Raw genomic sequence first — 16,906 nt, 5'->3', positions numbered from 1 at the left:
GCATGGGCCTGCAATCGTGCGTGGAGACTTGCTGTGCAGACGGAATTCTGCTCAGCAAGTCCCGATAGGTCAGCGCTGCAGAGCCAGTGCCACACCTTGGCCGCCGCCGATACAGAGCGTCGCGAGGCCCTTTTTCGCGTCGCGGCGCAGCATCTCGTGCAGCAGGGTGACCAGTACGCGGCAGCCCGATGCGCCGATGGGATGGCCAAGGGCGATGGCGCCGCCGTTGACGTTCACCTTCGAGGCATCCCAGCCCAGTTCCTTGCCCACAGACAATGCCTGGGCGGCGAACGCCTCGTTGGCCTCGATCAGGTCCAGGTCGGCGAGCTGCCAACCGGCCTTCTCCAGGCAGCGGCGGGTAGCCGAGACCGGGCCGATGCCCATGATGGCAGGGTCGACACCGGCGTTGGCATAAGCGGCGATACGGGCCAGGACCGGCAGGCCCAGTTCTGCAGCCTTGGCCGCGCTCATCAGCAATACGGCGGCTGCGCCATCATTGAGGGTCGAAGCGTTGCCGGCGGTGACGCTGCCGTCCTTCTTGAACGCCGGCTTGAGCTTGGCCAGGGATTCTGCGGTGGTGCCGGCGCGGGGCTGCTCGTCGGTGTCGAAGCGCAGGGCTTCGCCCTTGCGCTGGGGAATCTCGATGGCGGTGATTTCGGTCTTGAAGCGCCCCGCTTCAATGGCCTCGGCGGCCTTGCGTTGCGATTCGGCGGCGAAGGCGTCCTGGTCCTCCCGGCTGATGCCGTACTTCTCCACCAGGTTTTCGGCGGTGATGCCCATGTGGTAATCGTTGAAGGCATCCCACAGGCCGTCCTGAATCATGCTGTCGACCAGTTTGGCGTGGCCCATGCGCAGGCCGGTACGGGCGCCAGGCATGACGTAGGGGGCGAGGCTCATGCTTTCCTGGCCGCCGGCGATGACGATATCGGCGTCACCACAGCGGATGGCCTGCGCAGCCAGGTGCAAGGCCTTGAGCCCGGAGCCGCAGACCTTGTTCACCGTCATCGCCGGCACCGTGTTGGGCAGGCCTGCGGCAATGGAAGCCTGGCGCGCCGGGTTCTGGCCGGCACCGGCGGTCAGTGTCTGGCCGAGGATGACTTCATCCACCCGGGCCGGATCCAGGCCGGTCTGTTGCAGCAGGCTGCGAATCACCGCGGCGCCCAGTTCATGGGCCGGCAATGTGGCGAGCGAACCCTGGAAGCTGCCGATGGCGGTACGGGTGGCAGCGACGATGACGACTTCTTGCATGACGCGAATCCTCTGGCTGGCGCGGCAACGGCCGCAGCGAAGGAGCATGGTTGCACGCTCGCCGCCGGCTCACCACCCTCCGAACCGAGTGGTCACGTTTCAGCGCAGAGGGGGCAGCCCCATTCGCCGGCGCGCGCGGTGCAGCGAACCGTTGCGCACCGCCCAGCGCAACAGCGGCACGCTGCGCTTCACGCTGGAACGGATCAGCTGGCGCTGCAGGCTGCCAAGGCTCAGGCCAAGCTGGTCAGTCGCCCACTCCGGGAGCAGGTCGATGCCGGCGCGCATCATCAGCATGCCGAAGGGCTTGGCAAGGAAGCTGGGGGCAGGGGCGTTGAAGAGCACGCTGACCACTTCTCGGGTGCGTTCGTCGTAGCGAAGCTGTGGGCGCATGTGTTGCAGGTAGGCCGCAACCTCCACCCGCGAGCGCGGGACATTGCGTGCACCGAGGCGCTCGGCGATCAGGGCTATCTCGTCGTAGTAGCGGTCCTGTTCTTCGCCGGAAAGATTCGGGTTCAGGTAGCGCAGGTGCGAGGCAAGGAAGCAACTGACTTCGGCGACGTGCACCCAGGTAAGCAAGTCCGGGTCGCTGGCCGCATAGGGGGTGCCGTCGGGAAGGGTGCCGTGGACGCCGTCGTGGATGCGTCGCACGCGCTCGATCAGCTTCTCGGCGTCACCGCGCGAACCGTAGGTGGTAGCGGAGATGAACTGCCCGGTGCGGCGCAGGCGGCCGAGCATGTCGGCGCGGAAGTTGGAGTGGTCCCACACTCCACCGAGGGCGGCCGGGTGGAGCATCTGCAGGAGCAGGGCGCTGATGCCGCCAATGAGCATCGAGCTGAAGTCGCCATGGACTTTCCAGCTGATGGATTCCGGCCCGAACAGGCCGGGATCGCCCTTGGGCGACTCGAAGTCGACCCCGCCCAGGGCGAGGCCGGTCAGGCTGAGTACCTGGCTTTCGATATGACGGCGAACGGTTTCCATTGCGGCGGACAGGCCTCGGGGCAAGGACGACAGGTCTGTTCCATAAACCTAGCATCTTTGCGCCCTCGGCCTGTAGCGCAGGTCAACGGTTGAGGCGGTTGTCGATCAGCCCCTGGACCACGCTGGGGTCCGCCAGGGTCGAGGTATCGCCGAGGTTTTCCAGTTCGTTGCAGGCGATCTTGCGCAGGATGCGCCGCATGATCTTGCCCGAGCGCGTCTTGGGCAGGCCCGGCGCCCACTGCAGCATTTCCGGCTTGGCGAAGCTGCCGATCTCCTTGCTCACCAGGGCCAGCAGTTCCTGCTTGAGTGCGTCGCTGGGCTCGATGCCGTTCATGGTGGTGACGAAGGCATAGATGCCCTGGCCCTTGAGGTCGTGCGGATAGCCGACCACGGCGGCCTCGGCGACCGAGTCATGCAGCACCAGCGCGCTCTCCACCTCGGCGGTACCGATGCGATGGCCGGAGACGTTGATCACGTCGTCCACACGGCCGGTGATCCAGTAGTAGCCATCTTCGTCGCGGCGCGCGCCATCGCCGGTGAAGTAGTAGCCGGGGTAGGGTTTGAAGTACGTATCGATCATCCGCTGGTGATCACCGTAGACACTGCGGATCTGGCTGGGCCAGCTGGCTTTCACGGCGAGTACGCCGGAGCCGGGACCATCGATCTCCTTGCCCTGCTCATCCAGCAGTACCGGTTGCACGCCGAAGAAGGGGCGGGTCGCCGAGCCGGGCTTGAGGTCGGTGGCGCCGGGCAGCGGAGTGATCAGGATGCTGCCGGTTTCGGTCTGCCACCAGGTGTCGACGATGGGGCAGCGCTTCTCGCCGACGACTTCGTAGTACCACTCCCAGGCTTCCGGGTTGATCGGCTCGCCCACTGAGCCGAGCAGGCGCAAACTGCTACGGCTGGTCTTCTGCACGGGAGCATCGCCTTCGCGCATCAACGCGCGGATGGCAGTGGGTGCGGTGTAGAAGATGTTCACCTGGTGCTTGTCGATCACCTGCCAGAAGCGCGAGGCGTCCGGGTAGTTCGGCACGCCTTCGAACATCAGCGTGGTGGCGCCGTTGGCCAGCGGGCCGTAGACGATGTAGCTGTGGCCAGTGACCCAGCCCACGTCTGCGGTGCACCAGTAGATGTCGCCGTCGTGGTAGTCGAACACGTACTTGTGGGTCATCGCCGCGCCCAGCAGGTAGCCGCCGGTGGTGTGCAGCACGCCCTTGGGTTTGCCGGTCGAGCCGGAGGTGTAGAGGATGAACAGCGGATCCTCGGCATCCATCGGCTCTGGTGCGCAGTCCTCGCTGGCCTCGCGCAGGGCCTCGTGGTACCAGAGGTCGCGGCCTTCGACCCACGGGATCTCGCCCTGGGTGCGCTCGACCACGACCACGGTGGACACGTTCGGGCAGTCCGCCAGGGCTTTTTCCACGTTCTTCTTCAGCGGGACGTACTTGCCGCCGCGCACGCCTTCGTCGGCGGTGATCACGGTGCGGCAATCGGCATCGTTGATGCGGTCCCGCAGGGCGTCCGGGGAGAAACCGCCGAACACCACCGAATGGATCGCACCGATCCGTGCGCAGGCCAGCATCGCGTAGGCAGCTTCGGGGATCATCGGCATGTAGATGCAGACCCGGTCGCCTTTCCCGACACCGCGGCTCTTGAGCACATTGGCCAGGCGGCAGACATGGCTGTGCAGCTTGCGGTAGGTGATGTTGGCGGATTCGGCCGGGTTGTCGCCTTCCCAGATGATCGCGACCTGCTCGGCGCGCTGTTCGAGGTGGCGGTCGATGCAGTTGTAGGTGACGTTGAGCTCGCCGCCCTTGAACCAGGTCGCCTGGCCCTTCGCGAGGTCGCCGTGGTGCACCGAGTGCCAGGGCTTGAACCAGTCGAGGAAGGTCTTGGCCTGCTCGCCCCAGAAGGTATGCGGGTCGTCTACCGACTGCTGGTAGAGGCGCTGGTAGGCATCGTTGTCGAGGTAGGCACGCTTGCGTACGGCCTCCGGCACGGGGTGAAGGCTGATCTCATGCATGGGGAATCCTTGTTGTTGTTTAGCCGAGATGTCCCAAGGGTGCATCCAAGGCAAGGCGGGTTCAAGGGTTGTCCATGCAGTTTCGACGCGCCACCAGACGGGAACGTTCCCGCGTGGGTGTTCTGATCGGCGCTGCAGAGCGCTAGGCGCAGAGGTGGGGAGGGCGGATGGAGCTGAGGGGGATGGCGGAGAGTGCCGGGCCGAGCAAACGGGTGAGCAGGCGCTCACCCGTTCGTAAATCCATCAGCCGCGGTGACGGCCGCGGAAGAAGTCGATCAAGCCCTGGGTGGAACCGTCCTCGGCGGCGCTTTCCTCGCTGCCGACCAGGCGCCCGTAGACCGCCTTGCCCAGCTCCTTGCCCAGCTCCACGCCCCACTGGTCGAAGGCGTTGATGCCCCAGAGGATGCTCTGCACGTAGACCTTGTGCTCGTACATGGCGATCAGCGCGCCCAGGCGGCGGGCGCTGATGCGCTCCAGCACCAGGGTATTGCTCGGGCGGTTGCCCGGGATCACCTTGTGCGGCGCCAGGCGCTGCACTTCGGCCTCGTCCACGCCCTTGGCGCGCAGTTCGGCCTCGGCTTCGGCGCGGCTCTTGCCGACCATCAGCGCCTGGCTCTGCGACAGGCAGTTGGCGTACAGCCACTGGTGGTGGTCGGCGACCGGGTTGTAGCTGGACACCGGGACGATGAAGTCGGCCGGGATCAGGTGGGTGCCCTGGTGCAGCAACTGGTGGTACGCGTGCTGGCCGTTGCAGCCCACGCCACCCCAGATCACCGGGCCGGTGCCGGCGGACACCGGGGTGCCGTCCTGGCGCACGCTCTTGCCGTTGGATTCCATGTCCAGCTGCTGCAGGTGATCGGTGATGTTCCGCAGGTAGTAGTCGTAGGGCAGGATCGCGTGGCTGCGCGCGCCCCAGAAGTCGCCGTACCACACGCCGAGTAGGCCCAGCAGCACCGGGATGTTCTTCTCGAACGGCGCGGTGAGGAAGTGCTGGTCCATGCTGTAGGCGCCGGACAGCAGTTCCTTGAAGTTGTTGATGCCCACCGACATCGCGATTGGCAGGCCGATGGCCGACCACAGTGAGTAACGGCCGCCGACCCAGTCCCACATCGGGAAGACGTTTTCCGGGCGGATGCCGAAGGCGGAAGCGGCTTCTTTGTTGCTGGAAACGGCGATGAAGTGCCGGTACAGCTCCGCCTCGCTACCGCCCTGGGCCAGGTACCAGGCGCGGGCGGCCTGGGCGTTTTTCAGGGTTTCCAGGGTACTGAAGGACTTCGACGAGACGATGAACAGCGTGGTCTCGGCGTTGAGCTTGGCGGTCATCTCGCGGAATTCACTGCCGTCGATGTTCGCCAGATAGTGGCAACGCACGCCTTTCTGGGCGAAGGGCAGCAGCGCTTCGGAGACCAGTTGCGGGCCGAGGAAGGAGCCACCGATGCCGATGTTCACCACATCGGTGATCGGCTTCTCGGTGTAGCCGCGCCACAGGCCGTTGTGCACGGCGGCGACCAGTTCGGTCATCTGGTGCAGCACGCGGTGCACCTCGGGCATCACATCGTTGCCGTCCACCAGCACCTTATCGCCGATAGGGCGGCGCAGCGCGGTGTGCAGCACCGGGCGGCGCTCGGAGGCATTGATCACCTCGCCGCGGAACATGGACTGGATGGCCTCGCCCAGCTTGGCTTCCTCGGCGAGCTTCACCAGCAGGTCGAGGGTGTCCTGGCGGATCAGGTTCTTCGAGAAGTCGAGGAACAGGCCGCAGGCGCTGAGGGAGAAGCGCTTGAAGCGCTCCGGGTCCTGGGCGAATGCCTCGCGCATGGTGAAGCTCTGCAGTTCCTGGCGGTGGGCGGCCAATGCCTTCCAGCTCGCCAGTTGGGTGGCATCCAGCGGGGTGAGGTGGTGTTCCATGACGTACCTTCGGGTAAGACGGGCGTGTTTGAGCTTGAGGCTTTCGAACGGAAAAGATGCCCGGTGGTTCCGGGCGTCGTCTCTTCGGATCAGGCGAGCTGGACCGGGATCGCGTTGCTGGTATGGCTCAGCTTGTTACCGGGAGCCATGTACAACATGCGCGGCTTGTAGCCTTCCAGCTCGGCGTCGCTGAACTGAGCGTACGCGCAGATGATCACGCGGTCACCCACCTTGGCCTTGTGAGCGGCGGCGCCGTTGACGGAAATCATCCGCGAACCCTCCTCGCCACGGATAGCGTAGGTGGTGAAGCGTTCGCCGTTGTCGACGTTGTAGATCTGGATCTGTTCGTACTCGCGGATTCCGGCGAGATCGAGCCATTCGCCGTCGATGGCGCAGGAGCCTTCATAGTCGAGCACGGCGTGGGTGACTTCGGCGCGGTGCAGTTTGGCTTTGAGCATGATGCTCTGCATGACGTGGCTCCTGTTTTTCTTCTGGTCGAGGAGAGCGGGGCGAGTATGCCCGAGCACCCGAAGTCGCTCAAGGCCGCGGTTGGCGCGGCTTCGAGGCGAAAATTCGGGTGTCGGGCGGGGAATCAGTCGATGTGGAAGGCGAGGTTGTCGATCAGCCGGGTGGTGCCCAGGAAGGCGGCAACCAGAATCACCAACTGATGATCCTCTGCGGTGGCGGGGCGCAGACCGGCGGATTCGCGGGCTTCGAGGTAATCGATACGCAGGCCGGCCGCTTCGATCTGCCGGCTGCCTTCTGCCAGCAGCGCGGGGAAGTCGCGCTCGCCCTGGCGGATGCGCTCGGCCAGTTGCCTCAGAGTGCGCTGCAGCACCGGCGCGACGGCGCGTTGCTCGTCGGTCAGGTAACCGTTGCGGGAGGACAGCGCCAGGCCATCCTCCGCGCGCACGGTCGGCTCGCCGAAGATCTGGATCGGCAGGTTCAGGTCACGCACCAGCTTGCGGATCACCGCCAACTGCTGGAAGTCCTTCTCGCCGAACAGCGCCATGTCCGGCTGGACCATGTTGAACAGCTTGCAGACCACGGTGGCGACGCCATCGAAGTGGCCCGGTCGGCTGCCGCCGCACAGGCCTTCGGAAACGCCGGTCACGTGCAGGCGGGTCTGGCCGTCCATGCCGTCCGGGTACATCTCCTCGACGGTGGGGGCGAACAGCAGGTGGCAACCGGCGCTGAGCAGCTTCTCCTGGTCGGCGGCAAGGGTGCGTGGGTATTTTTCCAGATCTTCGCTGGGGCCGAACTGCAGCGGGTTGACGAAGATGCTGGCGACCACGAAATCGGCGCGCTGGCCGGCCTTGGTCACCAGCGCGGCGTGCCCGGCGTGCAGGTTGCCCATGGTCGGCACCAGCGCGATGCGCTTGCCTTCGCTACGGGCGCGCGCCACGGCGGCACGCAGCTCGCGGACTGTCTTCACTGTGTTCATCAGGCGAAACCGTGCTCCGGGCCAGGGAAGGTGCCGTCCTTCACGGCCTTCACATAGGCAGTGAAAGCGGACTGTATATCGGGCTGGCCTTCGAGGAAGTTCTTCACGAACTTCGGCGAACGACCGGACAGTGACAGGCCGAGCAGGTCATGCATCACCAGCACCTGGCCATCGGTGCCGGCACCGGCGCCGATACCGATGACCGGGATCTTCACGGCTTCGGTGATTTCCTTCGCCAGGGCGGACGGTACGCACTCCAGCAGCAATACAGCAGCACCAGCCTGCTCCAGGGCAATGGCATCGGCACGCAACTGGCGCGCCTGGGCCTCCTGGCGACCTTGCACCTTGAAACCGCCGAACAGGTTGACGGCCTGCGGGGTGAGGCCCAGGTGTGCGCACACGGGGATGCCCATCTGCGCCAGGCGGACGATCGGTTCGGCGAGCCAGGAGCCGCCTTCGAGCTTGACCATATGGGCGCCGGCCTGCATCACCTTGACCGAGTCGCGCAGCAACTGGTCCAGGGAAGTGCCGGATTCGAACGGCAGGTCGGTGACGATCAGTGCGCCCTTGTTACCGCGTTTGACCGCAGCGGTGTGGTAGGCCATGTCTTCGACGGTCACCGGCAGCGTGCTGTCGTGACCTTGCAGCACCATACCCAGGGAGTCACCGATCAGCAGCATTTCGGCACCGGCCAGGCTGGCGGTGTGGGCGAAAGTGGCATCGTAGGAGGTCAGCATCGCGATCTTTTCGCCGCTTTGCTTGAGACCTTGCAGGGTGGTCAGGGTGACATCAGGCATGAAAGTGTCCTCGGTTCTGCGCCGGGCAGGGGCAAACGGGGCCCTATAGTCCGGATCGAAAAAGGCGAAGTCAATTGCAGGTGTTACCGGACTGTTACGGCGTTACTGTCAGTGCGCCCCACGCCTGGGGCGCAGCATGCCTCAGGACAGGCGCTCGAGGCTGCTGAGCGGACAGGCGGCGAGCAGCTCGGGCAGGGTACGACCGTCGGGGAAACGCAGTTGTGGGGCCAGGTCTGCCAGCGGGTAGAGCACGAAGGCGCGGGCGTGCATGTGGTAGTGAGGGACAGTGAGGCGCGGCTCGTCGATCACCCGGTCACCGAACAGCAGGATATCGAGATCGAGGGTGCGTGGTCCCCAGCGCTCGTCCTTGCGTACGCGCCCTTGTTCCAGCTCGATGGTCTGCAGGGCATCCAGCAGGGCGAGTGGCTCCAGGTCGGTATCCAGCGCGGCCACGGCATTGACGTAACGTGGTTGGTCCGGCGGGCCCAGAGGATCGCTGGCGTACAGCGGGGAAACCACCGCTACCTTGCTGGCAGGAATCTGCGCCATGGCCTTCAGAGCGGCTTCCAGCTGCTGGCGCGGCTCGGCGAGATTGCTACCGAGCCCGATGTACACGCGCTCGCTCATTCGCTGCTGGTGCCTTCGGTGCGTGGGCCGCGACGGCGGCGGTTGTTGCCGCCCCGCCGGCGCTTGCGCGGGGCTGCGCCGGCTTCTTCCGGCTGGCTGGCCAGGTTGCGGATCATGCCGCGGCGCTCGCCGTCGCTGGCTTCCTGGTAGTCGGTCCACCAGTCGCCGAGACCTCCGGTTTCCTCGCCGGCGCTCTCGCGCAGCAGAAGGAAGTCGTAGCCGGCGCGGAAACGCGGATTTTCCAGCAGCAGATCGGCCTTCTTGCCCTGACGGCGCGGCAGGCGCTCCTGCATGTCCCAGATCTCGCGGATCGGGATGGTGAAGCGCTTGGGCACCGCAGTGCGGCGGCATTGTTCGAGGATCAGCTCGTGGGCGGCTTCCTGCATCGCCGGGATCGGCGGCATGCCGCGGTCCTGCAGCTTCAGCACGCGGGCGGGCAGGGCCGGCCAAAGCAGTGCGGCGAACAGGAAGGCCGGGGTAACCGGCTTGCCCAGGCGAATGCGCTCGTCGGTGTTGGCCAGGGCCTGGCGCATCAGCTTGCCGGCGTATTCCGGGTCATCCTTCAGCGCCTTGGCGCTCGCCGGGAACAGCGGAGCGAACAGGTCGTATTCGTTGAGCAATTCGAAGGTGCGCTCGGCCTTGCCGCTGAGGAACAGCTTGAGCACCTCGTCGAACAGGCGCGCGGACGGAATCTCGTTGAGCAGCGGGGCGAGACGGCGGATCGGCGCAGCGCTGTGCTTCTCGATCTCGAAATCCAGTTTGGCGGCGAAACGCACCGCGCGCAGCATGCGTACCGGGTCTTCAAGGTAACGCTGCTCCGGGTCGCCGATCAGGCGGATCAGGCGGTTGCGGATATCGCGCACGCCATGGGCGTAGTCGAGGATGCGTTCGCCGGTAACGTCGAAGTACAGGGCGTTGATGGTGAAGTCGCGGCGCTGGGCGTCGTCTTCCAGGGTGCCATAGACGTTGTCGCGCAGGATGCGGCCGGCTTCGTTACGCGAAGCGTGGGCGCTGTCGGTATCGTCTTCGCTGACCGGATGGTTGGCGCGGAAGGTGGCGACCTCGATGATCTCGCGGCCGAAATGGACATGGACCAGCTTGAAGCGGCGACCGATCACCCGCGCGTTGCGGAATTCGGCGCGCACCTGCTCCGGGGTGGCGCTGGTGGCCACGTCGAAGTCCTTGGGCGGAATGCCGAGCAGCGGGTCTCGTACGCCACCGCCGACGATGTAGGCCTGGTAGCCGGCCTTCGTCAGGCGCTCCACGACGTTCACCGCGTTCCTGCTGAACTGTTCCCGCCGCAGCGAGTGCTGATGATTGCCAACGACTTCCGGAGTAGTGCGGACAGCGCGCGGACGGCGCAATGGGGATCGGATGGACTGGATCAGCTTTTTCAGCATGTGTGCACTATCGGGAATGGGTGTATGGATGGCGTCTGCAGCGCCGCGCGTTCACGGCGTTTCCTGGAGGATAGCGGGTGCCTGCTGCTGCCTGGAAACAATTGGCAGCAAATCGTCTGCCGTCTGCGCCGCGGCGATTCTAGCATTGTGGGGTGGGATGATGAAGAAAACTGGGGAAAGGGACTTGCGGGGAGAAGGGGATAGGGTGTAGCGAAAGCTACTGGGGGAGCCGAGGCTCCCCCCCAAATAGGTGCGTGCTTTGTTTTTATTATGATTACCGGGCTTGTTGTTTTTGTTTGTAGACCCGACCCTCGAAGCTATCTGCTTCGGGGAACCTTCCACACTTGGAAGGTGCTCAATAGCAAACGGATTGCTTTGGTCGCTGAGTGAGCAATGATCTTGCGATCCAACCAGTTTTGCGTGCTGCCTCAAGACAGTTTTATTCTTCTTGACTGGTTGCGGGACTGCTCCCGACGGCTACCCTTCTCCAAAAGAATCAGTTAGCTGCGCCTCCGCGATTTTGTTTTTGTTGTGCTGGAGTCGTTTCGTCTTGTTCTTATTTTGAGTGGTCGTGCTTGTTATTGTTGTTGTGCCAATAACAAAGCAGATGCCGTGCCAACTTTTGCGAATCCTTATTTTTCAAGGGTTTGCGAGGATTCGCCTCCGAACGACAGGCACAAAAAAGCCGGGTTTCCGTTACCGATGAACCCGGCTTTGTTACGGAGCATGTCTCCGGTAACAGTGTGGTGACCTGTTACGAGTCCGCCGCAGCACCCGATTTGCGGCGTGGAATGCCCAGGCGCTGGCGACGTTCCCACAGGCATTTGCGGCTGATGCCCAGCTTGCGGGCCAGCTCGGTCTCGGTCATGTGGTCCTGGTGTTCGAGGACGAAGTGCTGGAAGTAGTCCTCCAGCGACAGATCCTCGGTGGGCTCGTGATTGCTGGCGCTGCCGTTGGTCGGGCGCAGGTCGCCATCATCGCCGAAGTCGTCTTCCAGATCGTCCAGCTCGATGTCGATGCCCAGCAGGTCGGCAGGGATTTCCTGGCTTTCGCTGAGGATCACAGCGCGCTCGATGGCGTTCTCCAGTTCGCGCACGTTACCCGGCCACGGGTAGTGACGGATGGCCTGCTCGGCTTCGTGAGAGAAGGTCAGCGCCGGGCGCCCCATCTGGGAGCACTGACGCGCCAGGAAGGAGCGGGCGATTTCCATGACGTCGGCTCCGCGCTCGCGCAGGGGCGGCAGCTTCAGCGAGATGACGTGCAGGCGGTAATAGAGGTCTTCGCGGAACTGGCCGGTCTTGGCCAGCATTTTCAGGTCGCGGTGGGTGGCAGCGATCAGGCGGACGTCGACCTTCTGCGACTGCACCGAGCCGACCCGGCGGATCTCGCCTTCCTGCAATACGCGCAGCAGGCGCGCCTGGGCTTCCAGCGGCAGTTCGCCGATCTCATCGAGGAACAGGGTGCCGCCGTCGGCGGCTTCCACCAGGCCTGCGCGACCCGCGCTGGCGCCGGTGAATGCGCCTTTCTCGTGGCCGAACAGTTCGGACTCGATCAGGGTTTCCGGGATCGCGGCGCAGTTCACCGAGATCAACGGCGCCTTGGTGCGCTTGGACAGGTTGTGCAGCGCACGGGCGACCAGTTCCTTGCCGGTACCGGACTCACCCTGGATCAGCACATTGGAATCAGTCGGCGCGACCTTGCGGATCTTGGTGTAGAGCTCCTGCATGGGCGGGCAGGAGCCGATGATGCCGATATCGCCATCCGCGGCGGCGGTGTTACCGCTGCTACGCTCGGCGGCCTTGGCGTTACCGCGGGCTTCGGCGGGGGCGTTACGGTTCTCCTGGCGATCCTTGAGGATGCGCGCCACAGCCTGGAGCATCTCGTCGTGGTCGAACGGCTTGGCGATGTAGTCCACCGCGCCCATCTTCATCGAGTCCACCGCCGAGCGCAGGCTGGCGTAGCTGGTCATGATCAGCACCGGGGTGCCCTGGGCCAGCTTGATCAGTTCGGTGCCGGGGGCGCCGGGCAGGCGCAGGTCGCTGACGATCATGTCGAACGACGGGATGCTGTAGCGCTCCTGTGCCTCCTGCACCGAGCCAGCCTCGCTGACCTGGTACTGGTTCCGCTCGAGCAACCGTCGCAGGGCGGAACGGATGATGGTTTCGTCTTCGACGATGAGGATATGTGCCATGTATTCAGCTCTCTCGACGTGCTCGTTTACTGCTCGGCCGTCGGGCCAGGATGCCGCGGCAAGGTGACGCTGATGCGGGTACCGCATTCGCGTTCCGGGTCTGCCGGGCTGTCTATGGTGATTTGCCCATAATGCTCTTCCACGATCGAATAGACCAGCGCGAGGCCCAGGCCGGTTCCTTTGCCCGGGTCCTTGGTGGTGAAGAACGGCTCGAACAGGCGGTCGATGATCGATTTGGGTATGCCGCTGCCTTCGTCCTCGACGATCAGGTCGACGGTTTGCTCGGAGGCTTCGCTGCGCACGCGGATCGCGCCGTTGGGCGGCGAGGCGTCGCGGGCGTTGGAGAGCAGGTTGATCAGCACCTGCGCCAGGCGCTGGGAGTCGCCTTCCACCCAGTGCTCCGGGTCGCACAGGTTGAAGAACTGCACGTCGACGCTGCGCTTGTTCAACGAGAGCAGGCCGATGGCTTCCTGGGCGACGTCCGCCAGGCATACCGGCTCGGCCGCGACCTGTTTGCCGCCGGCGTGGGCGAAGCTCATCAGTGACTGCACGATGCGCGAGACGCGCTTGGTCTGCTCGAGGATCTGCCCGCTGATCTCGGTCAGTTCGCTATCGCCCTCGCGCTCTTCCCGCAGGTTCTGCGCCAGGCAGGCGATGCCGGTGATGGGGTTGCCGATCTCGTGGGCGACACCGGCGGCCAGGCGGCCGATGGAAGCCAGGCGCTCGGAGTGGATCAGCTTGTCTTCCAGGGACTGGGTTTCGGTGAGGTCTTCAACCAGCAGTACCAGGCCGCTGTTACCGGGCGCGAGCGGTTCCTCGATCGCCGCCTTGTGCAGGTTGAGCCAGCGGGTCTGGCCTTCGATGGACAGGCGCTGCTTGTGCAGGTGCTCGTCCGGCGCATCGATGAAGCCTTCCAGCAGGCCGCGCCACGGGTCGGGCAGGGCGGCCAGGCGGGAGCCGACCACGCGTTGCGCGCTGACGCCGGTGAGGTCCTCGATGGCGCGGTTCCACATGAGGATTTCCTGGTCCTTGGCCAGCGAGCAGACGCCCATGGGCAGGTCCTGCAGGGTCTGGCGGTGGTAGCGGCGCAGGGTGTCGAGTTCGGCGGCCAGGCCGGTGAGACGGGAGTGGTAATCCTCCAGGCGGCTCTCGATGAAGTGGATGTCCTCGGTGACGTAGGCTTCGCTGCTGGCCTTGTAGGGCAGGAAGGTTTCCACCATGTCCTGCGCCACGCTCGGCCCCATCAGGCCGGAGAGGTTCGCCTCGATGCGGTCGCGCAGACGGCGCAGGGCGTAGGGGCGGCGTTCGTCGAAGGGCAGGTGGAGGTCGCGAAGGGCCTGCTCCACTTCGCGCTGGGCGGTCTTCGCGCCCAGCGGCTTGGCCAGTTGGCTGGCGAATTCCTGCGGGGACACGGCGATCAGCTCGCGGCGCTGCGGGCGGCGGACATTGTCCACGGCGCAGGCTTCGGCGGCGCCCTTCTCTTCATCGCTGGCTTCGGTGAACAGCGAGACCAGGGTGAACACCAGCACGTTGGCCGCCAGCGAGGCGAGCGCCGCGAGGTGCCAGGTGGTGTCGTCCAGTACGTAGAGCGAATTGAACAGCGGCAGATAGATGCTCTGCATGTTCGCGACCAGCGGGGTGAGCATGGTCGCGCCCCACACCAGCATGCCCGCCACCAGGCCGGCGATGAAGCCGCGGCGGTTGGCGGTCGGCCAGTAGAGCACGGCCAGCGCGCCGGGGAGGAACTGCAGGGTGGCGACGAAGGAGACGATGCCGAGGTTGGACAGGTCCTGCTCGGCGCCCAGCAGCAGGTAGAAGGCATAGCCGGCCATGATGATCGCGGCGATCAGGGCGCGGCGTGTCCATTTCAGCCAGCGGTAGATGTTGCCCTCGGCCGGCGGCTGGTAGAGCGGCAGCACCAGGTGGTTGAGCACCATGCCCGAAAGCGCCAGGGTCATCACGATGATCAGGCCGCTGGCGGCGGAGATGCCGCCGATGAAGGCGGTCAGCGCCAGCGCCGGGCTGTCCACCGAGATGCCCAGGCCGAGGGTGAAGTATTCCGGGTTGGTCGAGGCGCCCAGGTGCAGGCCGGCCCAGAGGATCGGCGGCACTGCCAGGCTCATCGGCAGCAGGAACAGGGGCAGGCCCCAGCTGGCGCTGAGCAGCGAGCGCGGGTTGAGGTTCTCGGTGAAGGTCATGTGGAACATGTGCGGCATCACGATGGCCGCGGCGAAGAACACCAGCAGCAGCGTGCGCCAAGGGCCTTCGGCGAGTGGCGTGTGCAGGGTGCTCAGTGCTTCCTGGTTCTGCAGCAGCCAGACTTCCAGGCCGTCGGGGCCGCCGAACACGCCATACAGCGCGAACAGGCCGATGGAGCAGAGCGCCACCAGCTTCACCAGCGACTCGAAGGCGATCGCCATCACCAGCCCTTCATGGCGCTCGCGGGTGGCGATATGGCGCGCGCCGAAGAGAATGGCGAACAGCGTAATCAGCGCGCAGAACGCCAGCGCCGCGCGGTTGGGCTCCGACTCGCGGGTGAGGATGCTGATCGAGTCGGTGACTGCCTGGATCTGCAAGGCCAGCATCGGCAGCACGCCGATCAGCATGAACAACGTGGTCAGCGCACCGGCCCAGGTGCTGCGGAAGCGGAAGGCGAACAGGTCGGCCAGCGAGGACAGCTGGTACGCCCGCGTGATGCGCAGGATCGGATAGAGCAGCACCGGGGCAAGCAGGAAGGCTCCGGAAACGCCCAGGTAGATCGCCAGGAAGCCGTAGCCGTACTGGTAGGCCAGCCCGACCGTGCCATAGAACGCCCACGCGCTGGCATACACGCCCAGCGACAGGGTGTAGATCAACGGGTGGCGCACCAGCCGGCGCGGGATGAAGCCGCGCTCGGTGATCCAGGCGACACCGAAAAGGACCATCAGGTAAGCGGCGCTGATCAGGATCAGCTGGGTGAGGCTAAAGCTCGTCAGCATCGCGCTGGCTCTGCAGGATGAAGGTGACGACGATCAGGATCAGCCACAGCAGATACGGGCGGTACCAGGCGCCGTGGGGATCGATCCACCAGTCCATGATGGCCGGTGAGAACAGGTAGATGCCCACGACCAGGAGCAACACCAGTCGGTAGATGTACATGTCGTCTCTCTCTTGGTTCGGCGGGCAGGCTACCTGTGCTCACAGTCGCCGGCAAGCCGACCCGGCTCTTGCCGAAGGAGCGGCAGACCTTGTGGGAGCGAGCGTGCTCGCGAACAAGCCCTCGCAGCGGGATTCGGGTTCGCGAGCAAGGGCTAGGCGCCCCCCTCGGTCCTGCGAAGAGCCGCTGCTGTTTACCAGTCTAGAGCTGCGCGTCTTCCAGCGTCAGGCTATGGGGGATGGCGTCGGCATTCCAGTGCCTGATGCCCCAGGTGAGGACATCACCCGGAGCGCCTTGCGCCAGCCCGGCGGGCGGATTCTGACCCAGCGCCTTCAGGGCGCGCACCAGCAGCGGCGACGCCTGTGCGGCTTCCAGGGGCGGCGAGCGGTAGGACTTGCCCAGCTTGTGGCCATCGGGCTGGATGATCAGCGGGACGTGCAGATAGCGCGGCGCAGCGATGCCCAGCAGTTCCTGCAGATAGAGCTGGCGCGGGGTGTTGTCCAGCAGGTCGGCGCCGCGGACGATGTCGGTGACACCCTGCCAGGCATCGTCCAGCACCACCGCCAGTTGATAGGCGAACAGCCCGTCGCGGCGGCGGATGATGAAGTCACCCACTTCGCGGCCCAGATGCTGGTGGAATTCGCCCTGCAGGCGGTCGGTGAAGCGATAGTCCAGTTCCGGCACGCGGATGCGGATGGCGACGTCGCCGTGCCAGTCATGCTGGGTGTCGCGGCAGGTGCCGGGATAGATGCCGTTACTGCCTTCGAGCTGCTTGCGCGAGCAGGTGCAGGCGTAGGCCAGGCCGCTGCGCAGCCATTGTTCGACCTGCGCGGAGTAGGCTGCGTGGCGGTCGCTCTGGCGCTGCACCGGGCCGTCCCACTCGAAGCCGTAGCGTTCCAGGGTTTCCAGGATGGCCGCCTGGGCACCGGGCATTTCCCGTGGCGGGTCGAGGTCTTCCATGCGTACCAGCCACTTTCCACCCACCGAGCGCGCATCCAGGTAGGAAGCGACAGCGGCCACCAGCGAGCCGAAGTGCAGGTAGCCGCTGGGCGTGGGGGCGAAGCGTCCGATGTACTGGGTGGTGGGCATGGCGGCTCTTCAGATGGCAGCAGAAACGAAACGGGGCGCCGCAGCGCCCCGTTCGGGATCAACCAGGC

At 65.3% G+C, this 16,906-nt stretch carries 13 protein-coding genes; all 13 read right to left on the bottom strand.

The annotated features are described in order from the left end of the window. Positions 1-69 precede the first annotated feature (69 nt). Positions 70-1,248 carry an acetyl-CoA C-acetyltransferase gene (locus tag PNI01S_RS14990; RefSeq protein ID WP_084358516.1) on the bottom strand — a complete coding sequence of 393 codons (1,179 nt, stop codon included), beginning with the start codon at positions 1,246-1,248 and terminating at the stop codon, positions 70-72. Positions 1,249-1,347: 99 nt separating this feature from the next. Continuing rightward, positions 1,348-2,226, bottom strand: coding sequence for an oxygenase MpaB family protein (locus PNI01S_RS14985; protein ID WP_037014340.1), 879 nt, complete (start codon positions 2,224-2,226; stop codon positions 1,348-1,350). A gap of 82 nt (positions 2,227-2,308) precedes the next feature. Continuing rightward, on the bottom strand, positions 2,309-4,246 hold the full coding sequence (gene acs / locus PNI01S_RS14980; RefSeq protein ID WP_037014337.1) for an acetate--CoA ligase: 1,938 nt from the start codon (positions 4,244-4,246) through the stop codon (positions 2,309-2,311). A gap of 243 nt (positions 4,247-4,489) precedes the next feature. Further along, entirely contained in the window at positions 4,490-6,154 is a 1,665-nt protein-coding gene (gene pgi / locus PNI01S_RS14975) for a glucose-6-phosphate isomerase (RefSeq protein WP_084358515.1), read from the bottom strand. An 89-nt stretch (positions 6,155-6,243) separates the two neighbouring features. Next, positions 6,244-6,624 carry an aspartate 1-decarboxylase gene (gene panD, locus PNI01S_RS14970; RefSeq protein ID WP_084358514.1) on the bottom strand — a complete coding sequence of 127 codons (381 nt, stop codon included), beginning with the start codon at positions 6,622-6,624 and terminating at the stop codon, positions 6,244-6,246. Positions 6,625-6,746: 122 nt separating this feature from the next. Next, positions 6,747-7,598 carry a pantoate--beta-alanine ligase gene (gene panC / locus PNI01S_RS14965; RefSeq protein WP_024765341.1) on the bottom strand — a complete coding sequence of 284 codons (852 nt, stop codon included), beginning with the start codon at positions 7,596-7,598 and terminating at the stop codon, positions 6,747-6,749. After that, positions 7,598-8,395 carry a 3-methyl-2-oxobutanoate hydroxymethyltransferase gene (gene panB, locus PNI01S_RS14960; RefSeq protein WP_024765342.1) on the bottom strand — a complete coding sequence of 266 codons (798 nt, stop codon included), beginning with the start codon at positions 8,393-8,395 and terminating at the stop codon, positions 7,598-7,600. The genes panC and panB overlap by 1 nt, the downstream gene beginning before the upstream one ends. Positions 8,396-8,536: 141 nt before the next feature. After that, positions 8,537-9,022 carry a 2-amino-4-hydroxy-6-hydroxymethyldihydropteridine diphosphokinase gene (gene folK, locus PNI01S_RS14955; protein WP_084358513.1) on the bottom strand — a complete coding sequence of 162 codons (486 nt, stop codon included), beginning with the start codon at positions 9,020-9,022 and terminating at the stop codon, positions 8,537-8,539. Further along, on the bottom strand, positions 9,019-10,422 hold the full coding sequence (locus tag PNI01S_RS14950) for a polynucleotide adenylyltransferase PcnB (RefSeq protein WP_038803378.1): 1,404 nt from the start codon (positions 10,420-10,422) through the stop codon (positions 9,019-9,021). Before PNI01S_RS14950 ends, folK begins: the two co-directional genes overlap by 4 nt. Before the next feature lie 754 nt (positions 10,423-11,176). Continuing rightward, the gene (locus PNI01S_RS14945; RefSeq protein ID WP_038803379.1) at positions 11,177-12,613 is read right to left on the bottom strand and encodes a sigma-54-dependent transcriptional regulator; all 1,437 of its coding nucleotides are present in this window, start codon (positions 12,611-12,613) and stop codon (positions 11,177-11,179) included. A 26-nt stretch (positions 12,614-12,639) separates the two neighbouring features. Next, positions 12,640-15,591, bottom strand: a complete 2,952-nt coding sequence (locus tag PNI01S_RS14940; protein ID WP_054910799.1) for a sensor histidine kinase — start codon at positions 15,589-15,591, stop codon at positions 12,640-12,642. After that, on the bottom strand, positions 15,575-15,751 hold the full coding sequence (locus tag PNI01S_RS28240) for a hypothetical protein (protein ID WP_015478907.1): 177 nt from the start codon (positions 15,749-15,751) through the stop codon (positions 15,575-15,577). Before PNI01S_RS28240 ends, PNI01S_RS14940 begins: the two co-directional genes overlap by 17 nt. A 199-nt stretch (positions 15,752-15,950) precedes the next feature. Next, on the bottom strand, positions 15,951-16,838 hold the full coding sequence (gluQRS, locus tag PNI01S_RS14935; RefSeq protein WP_084358512.1) for a tRNA glutamyl-Q(34) synthetase GluQRS: 888 nt from the start codon (positions 16,836-16,838) through the stop codon (positions 15,951-15,953). Between the last annotated feature and the right edge of the window lie 68 nt (positions 16,839-16,906).

The organism is Pseudomonas nitroreducens NBRC 12694 (assembly GCF_002091755.1).
Lineage (GTDB): Bacteria > Pseudomonadota > Gammaproteobacteria > Pseudomonadales > Pseudomonadaceae > Pseudomonas > Pseudomonas nitroreducens.
Note: the sequence above shows the minus strand (reverse complement) of the source record. Positions and strands in the feature narration are given on the sequence as shown.

Coding starts and splice junctions, on each gene's coding strand:
- PNI01S_RS14990 (WP_084358516.1), bottom strand. CDS start 1,248: ATGCAAGAAGTCGTCATCGTCGCTGCCACCCGTACCGCCATCGGCAGC.
- PNI01S_RS14985 (WP_037014340.1), bottom strand. CDS start 2,226: ATGGAAACCGTTCGCCGTCATATCGAAAGCCAGGTACTCAGCCTGACC.
- acs (WP_037014337.1), bottom strand. CDS start 4,246: ATGCATGAGATCAGCCTTCACCCCGTGCCGGAGGCCGTACGCAAGCGT.
- pgi (WP_084358515.1), bottom strand. CDS start 6,154: ATGGAACACCACCTCACCCCGCTGGATGCCACCCAACTGGCGAGCTGG.
- panD (WP_084358514.1), bottom strand. CDS start 6,624: ATGCAGAGCATCATGCTCAAAGCCAAACTGCACCGCGCCGAAGTCACC.
- panC (WP_024765341.1), bottom strand. CDS start 7,598: ATGAACACAGTGAAGACAGTCCGCGAGCTGCGTGCCGCCGTGGCGCGC.
- panB (WP_024765342.1), bottom strand. CDS start 8,395: ATGCCTGATGTCACCCTGACCACCCTGCAAGGTCTCAAGCAAAGCGGC.
- folK (WP_084358513.1), bottom strand. CDS start 9,022: ATGAGCGAGCGCGTGTACATCGGGCTCGGTAGCAATCTCGCCGAGCCG.
- PNI01S_RS14950 (WP_038803378.1), bottom strand. CDS start 10,422: ATGCTGAAAAAGCTGATCCAGTCCATCCGATCCCCATTGCGCCGTCCG.
- PNI01S_RS14945 (WP_038803379.1), bottom strand. CDS start 12,613: ATGGCACATATCCTCATCGTCGAAGACGAAACCATCATCCGTTCCGCC.
- PNI01S_RS14940 (WP_054910799.1), bottom strand. CDS start 15,591: ATGCTGACGAGCTTTAGCCTCACCCAGCTGATCCTGATCAGCGCCGCT.
- PNI01S_RS28240 (WP_015478907.1), bottom strand. CDS start 15,751: ATGTACATCTACCGACTGGTGTTGCTCCTGGTCGTGGGCATCTACCTG.
- gluQRS (WP_084358512.1), bottom strand. CDS start 16,838: ATGCCCACCACCCAGTACATCGGACGCTTCGCCCCCACGCCCAGCGGC.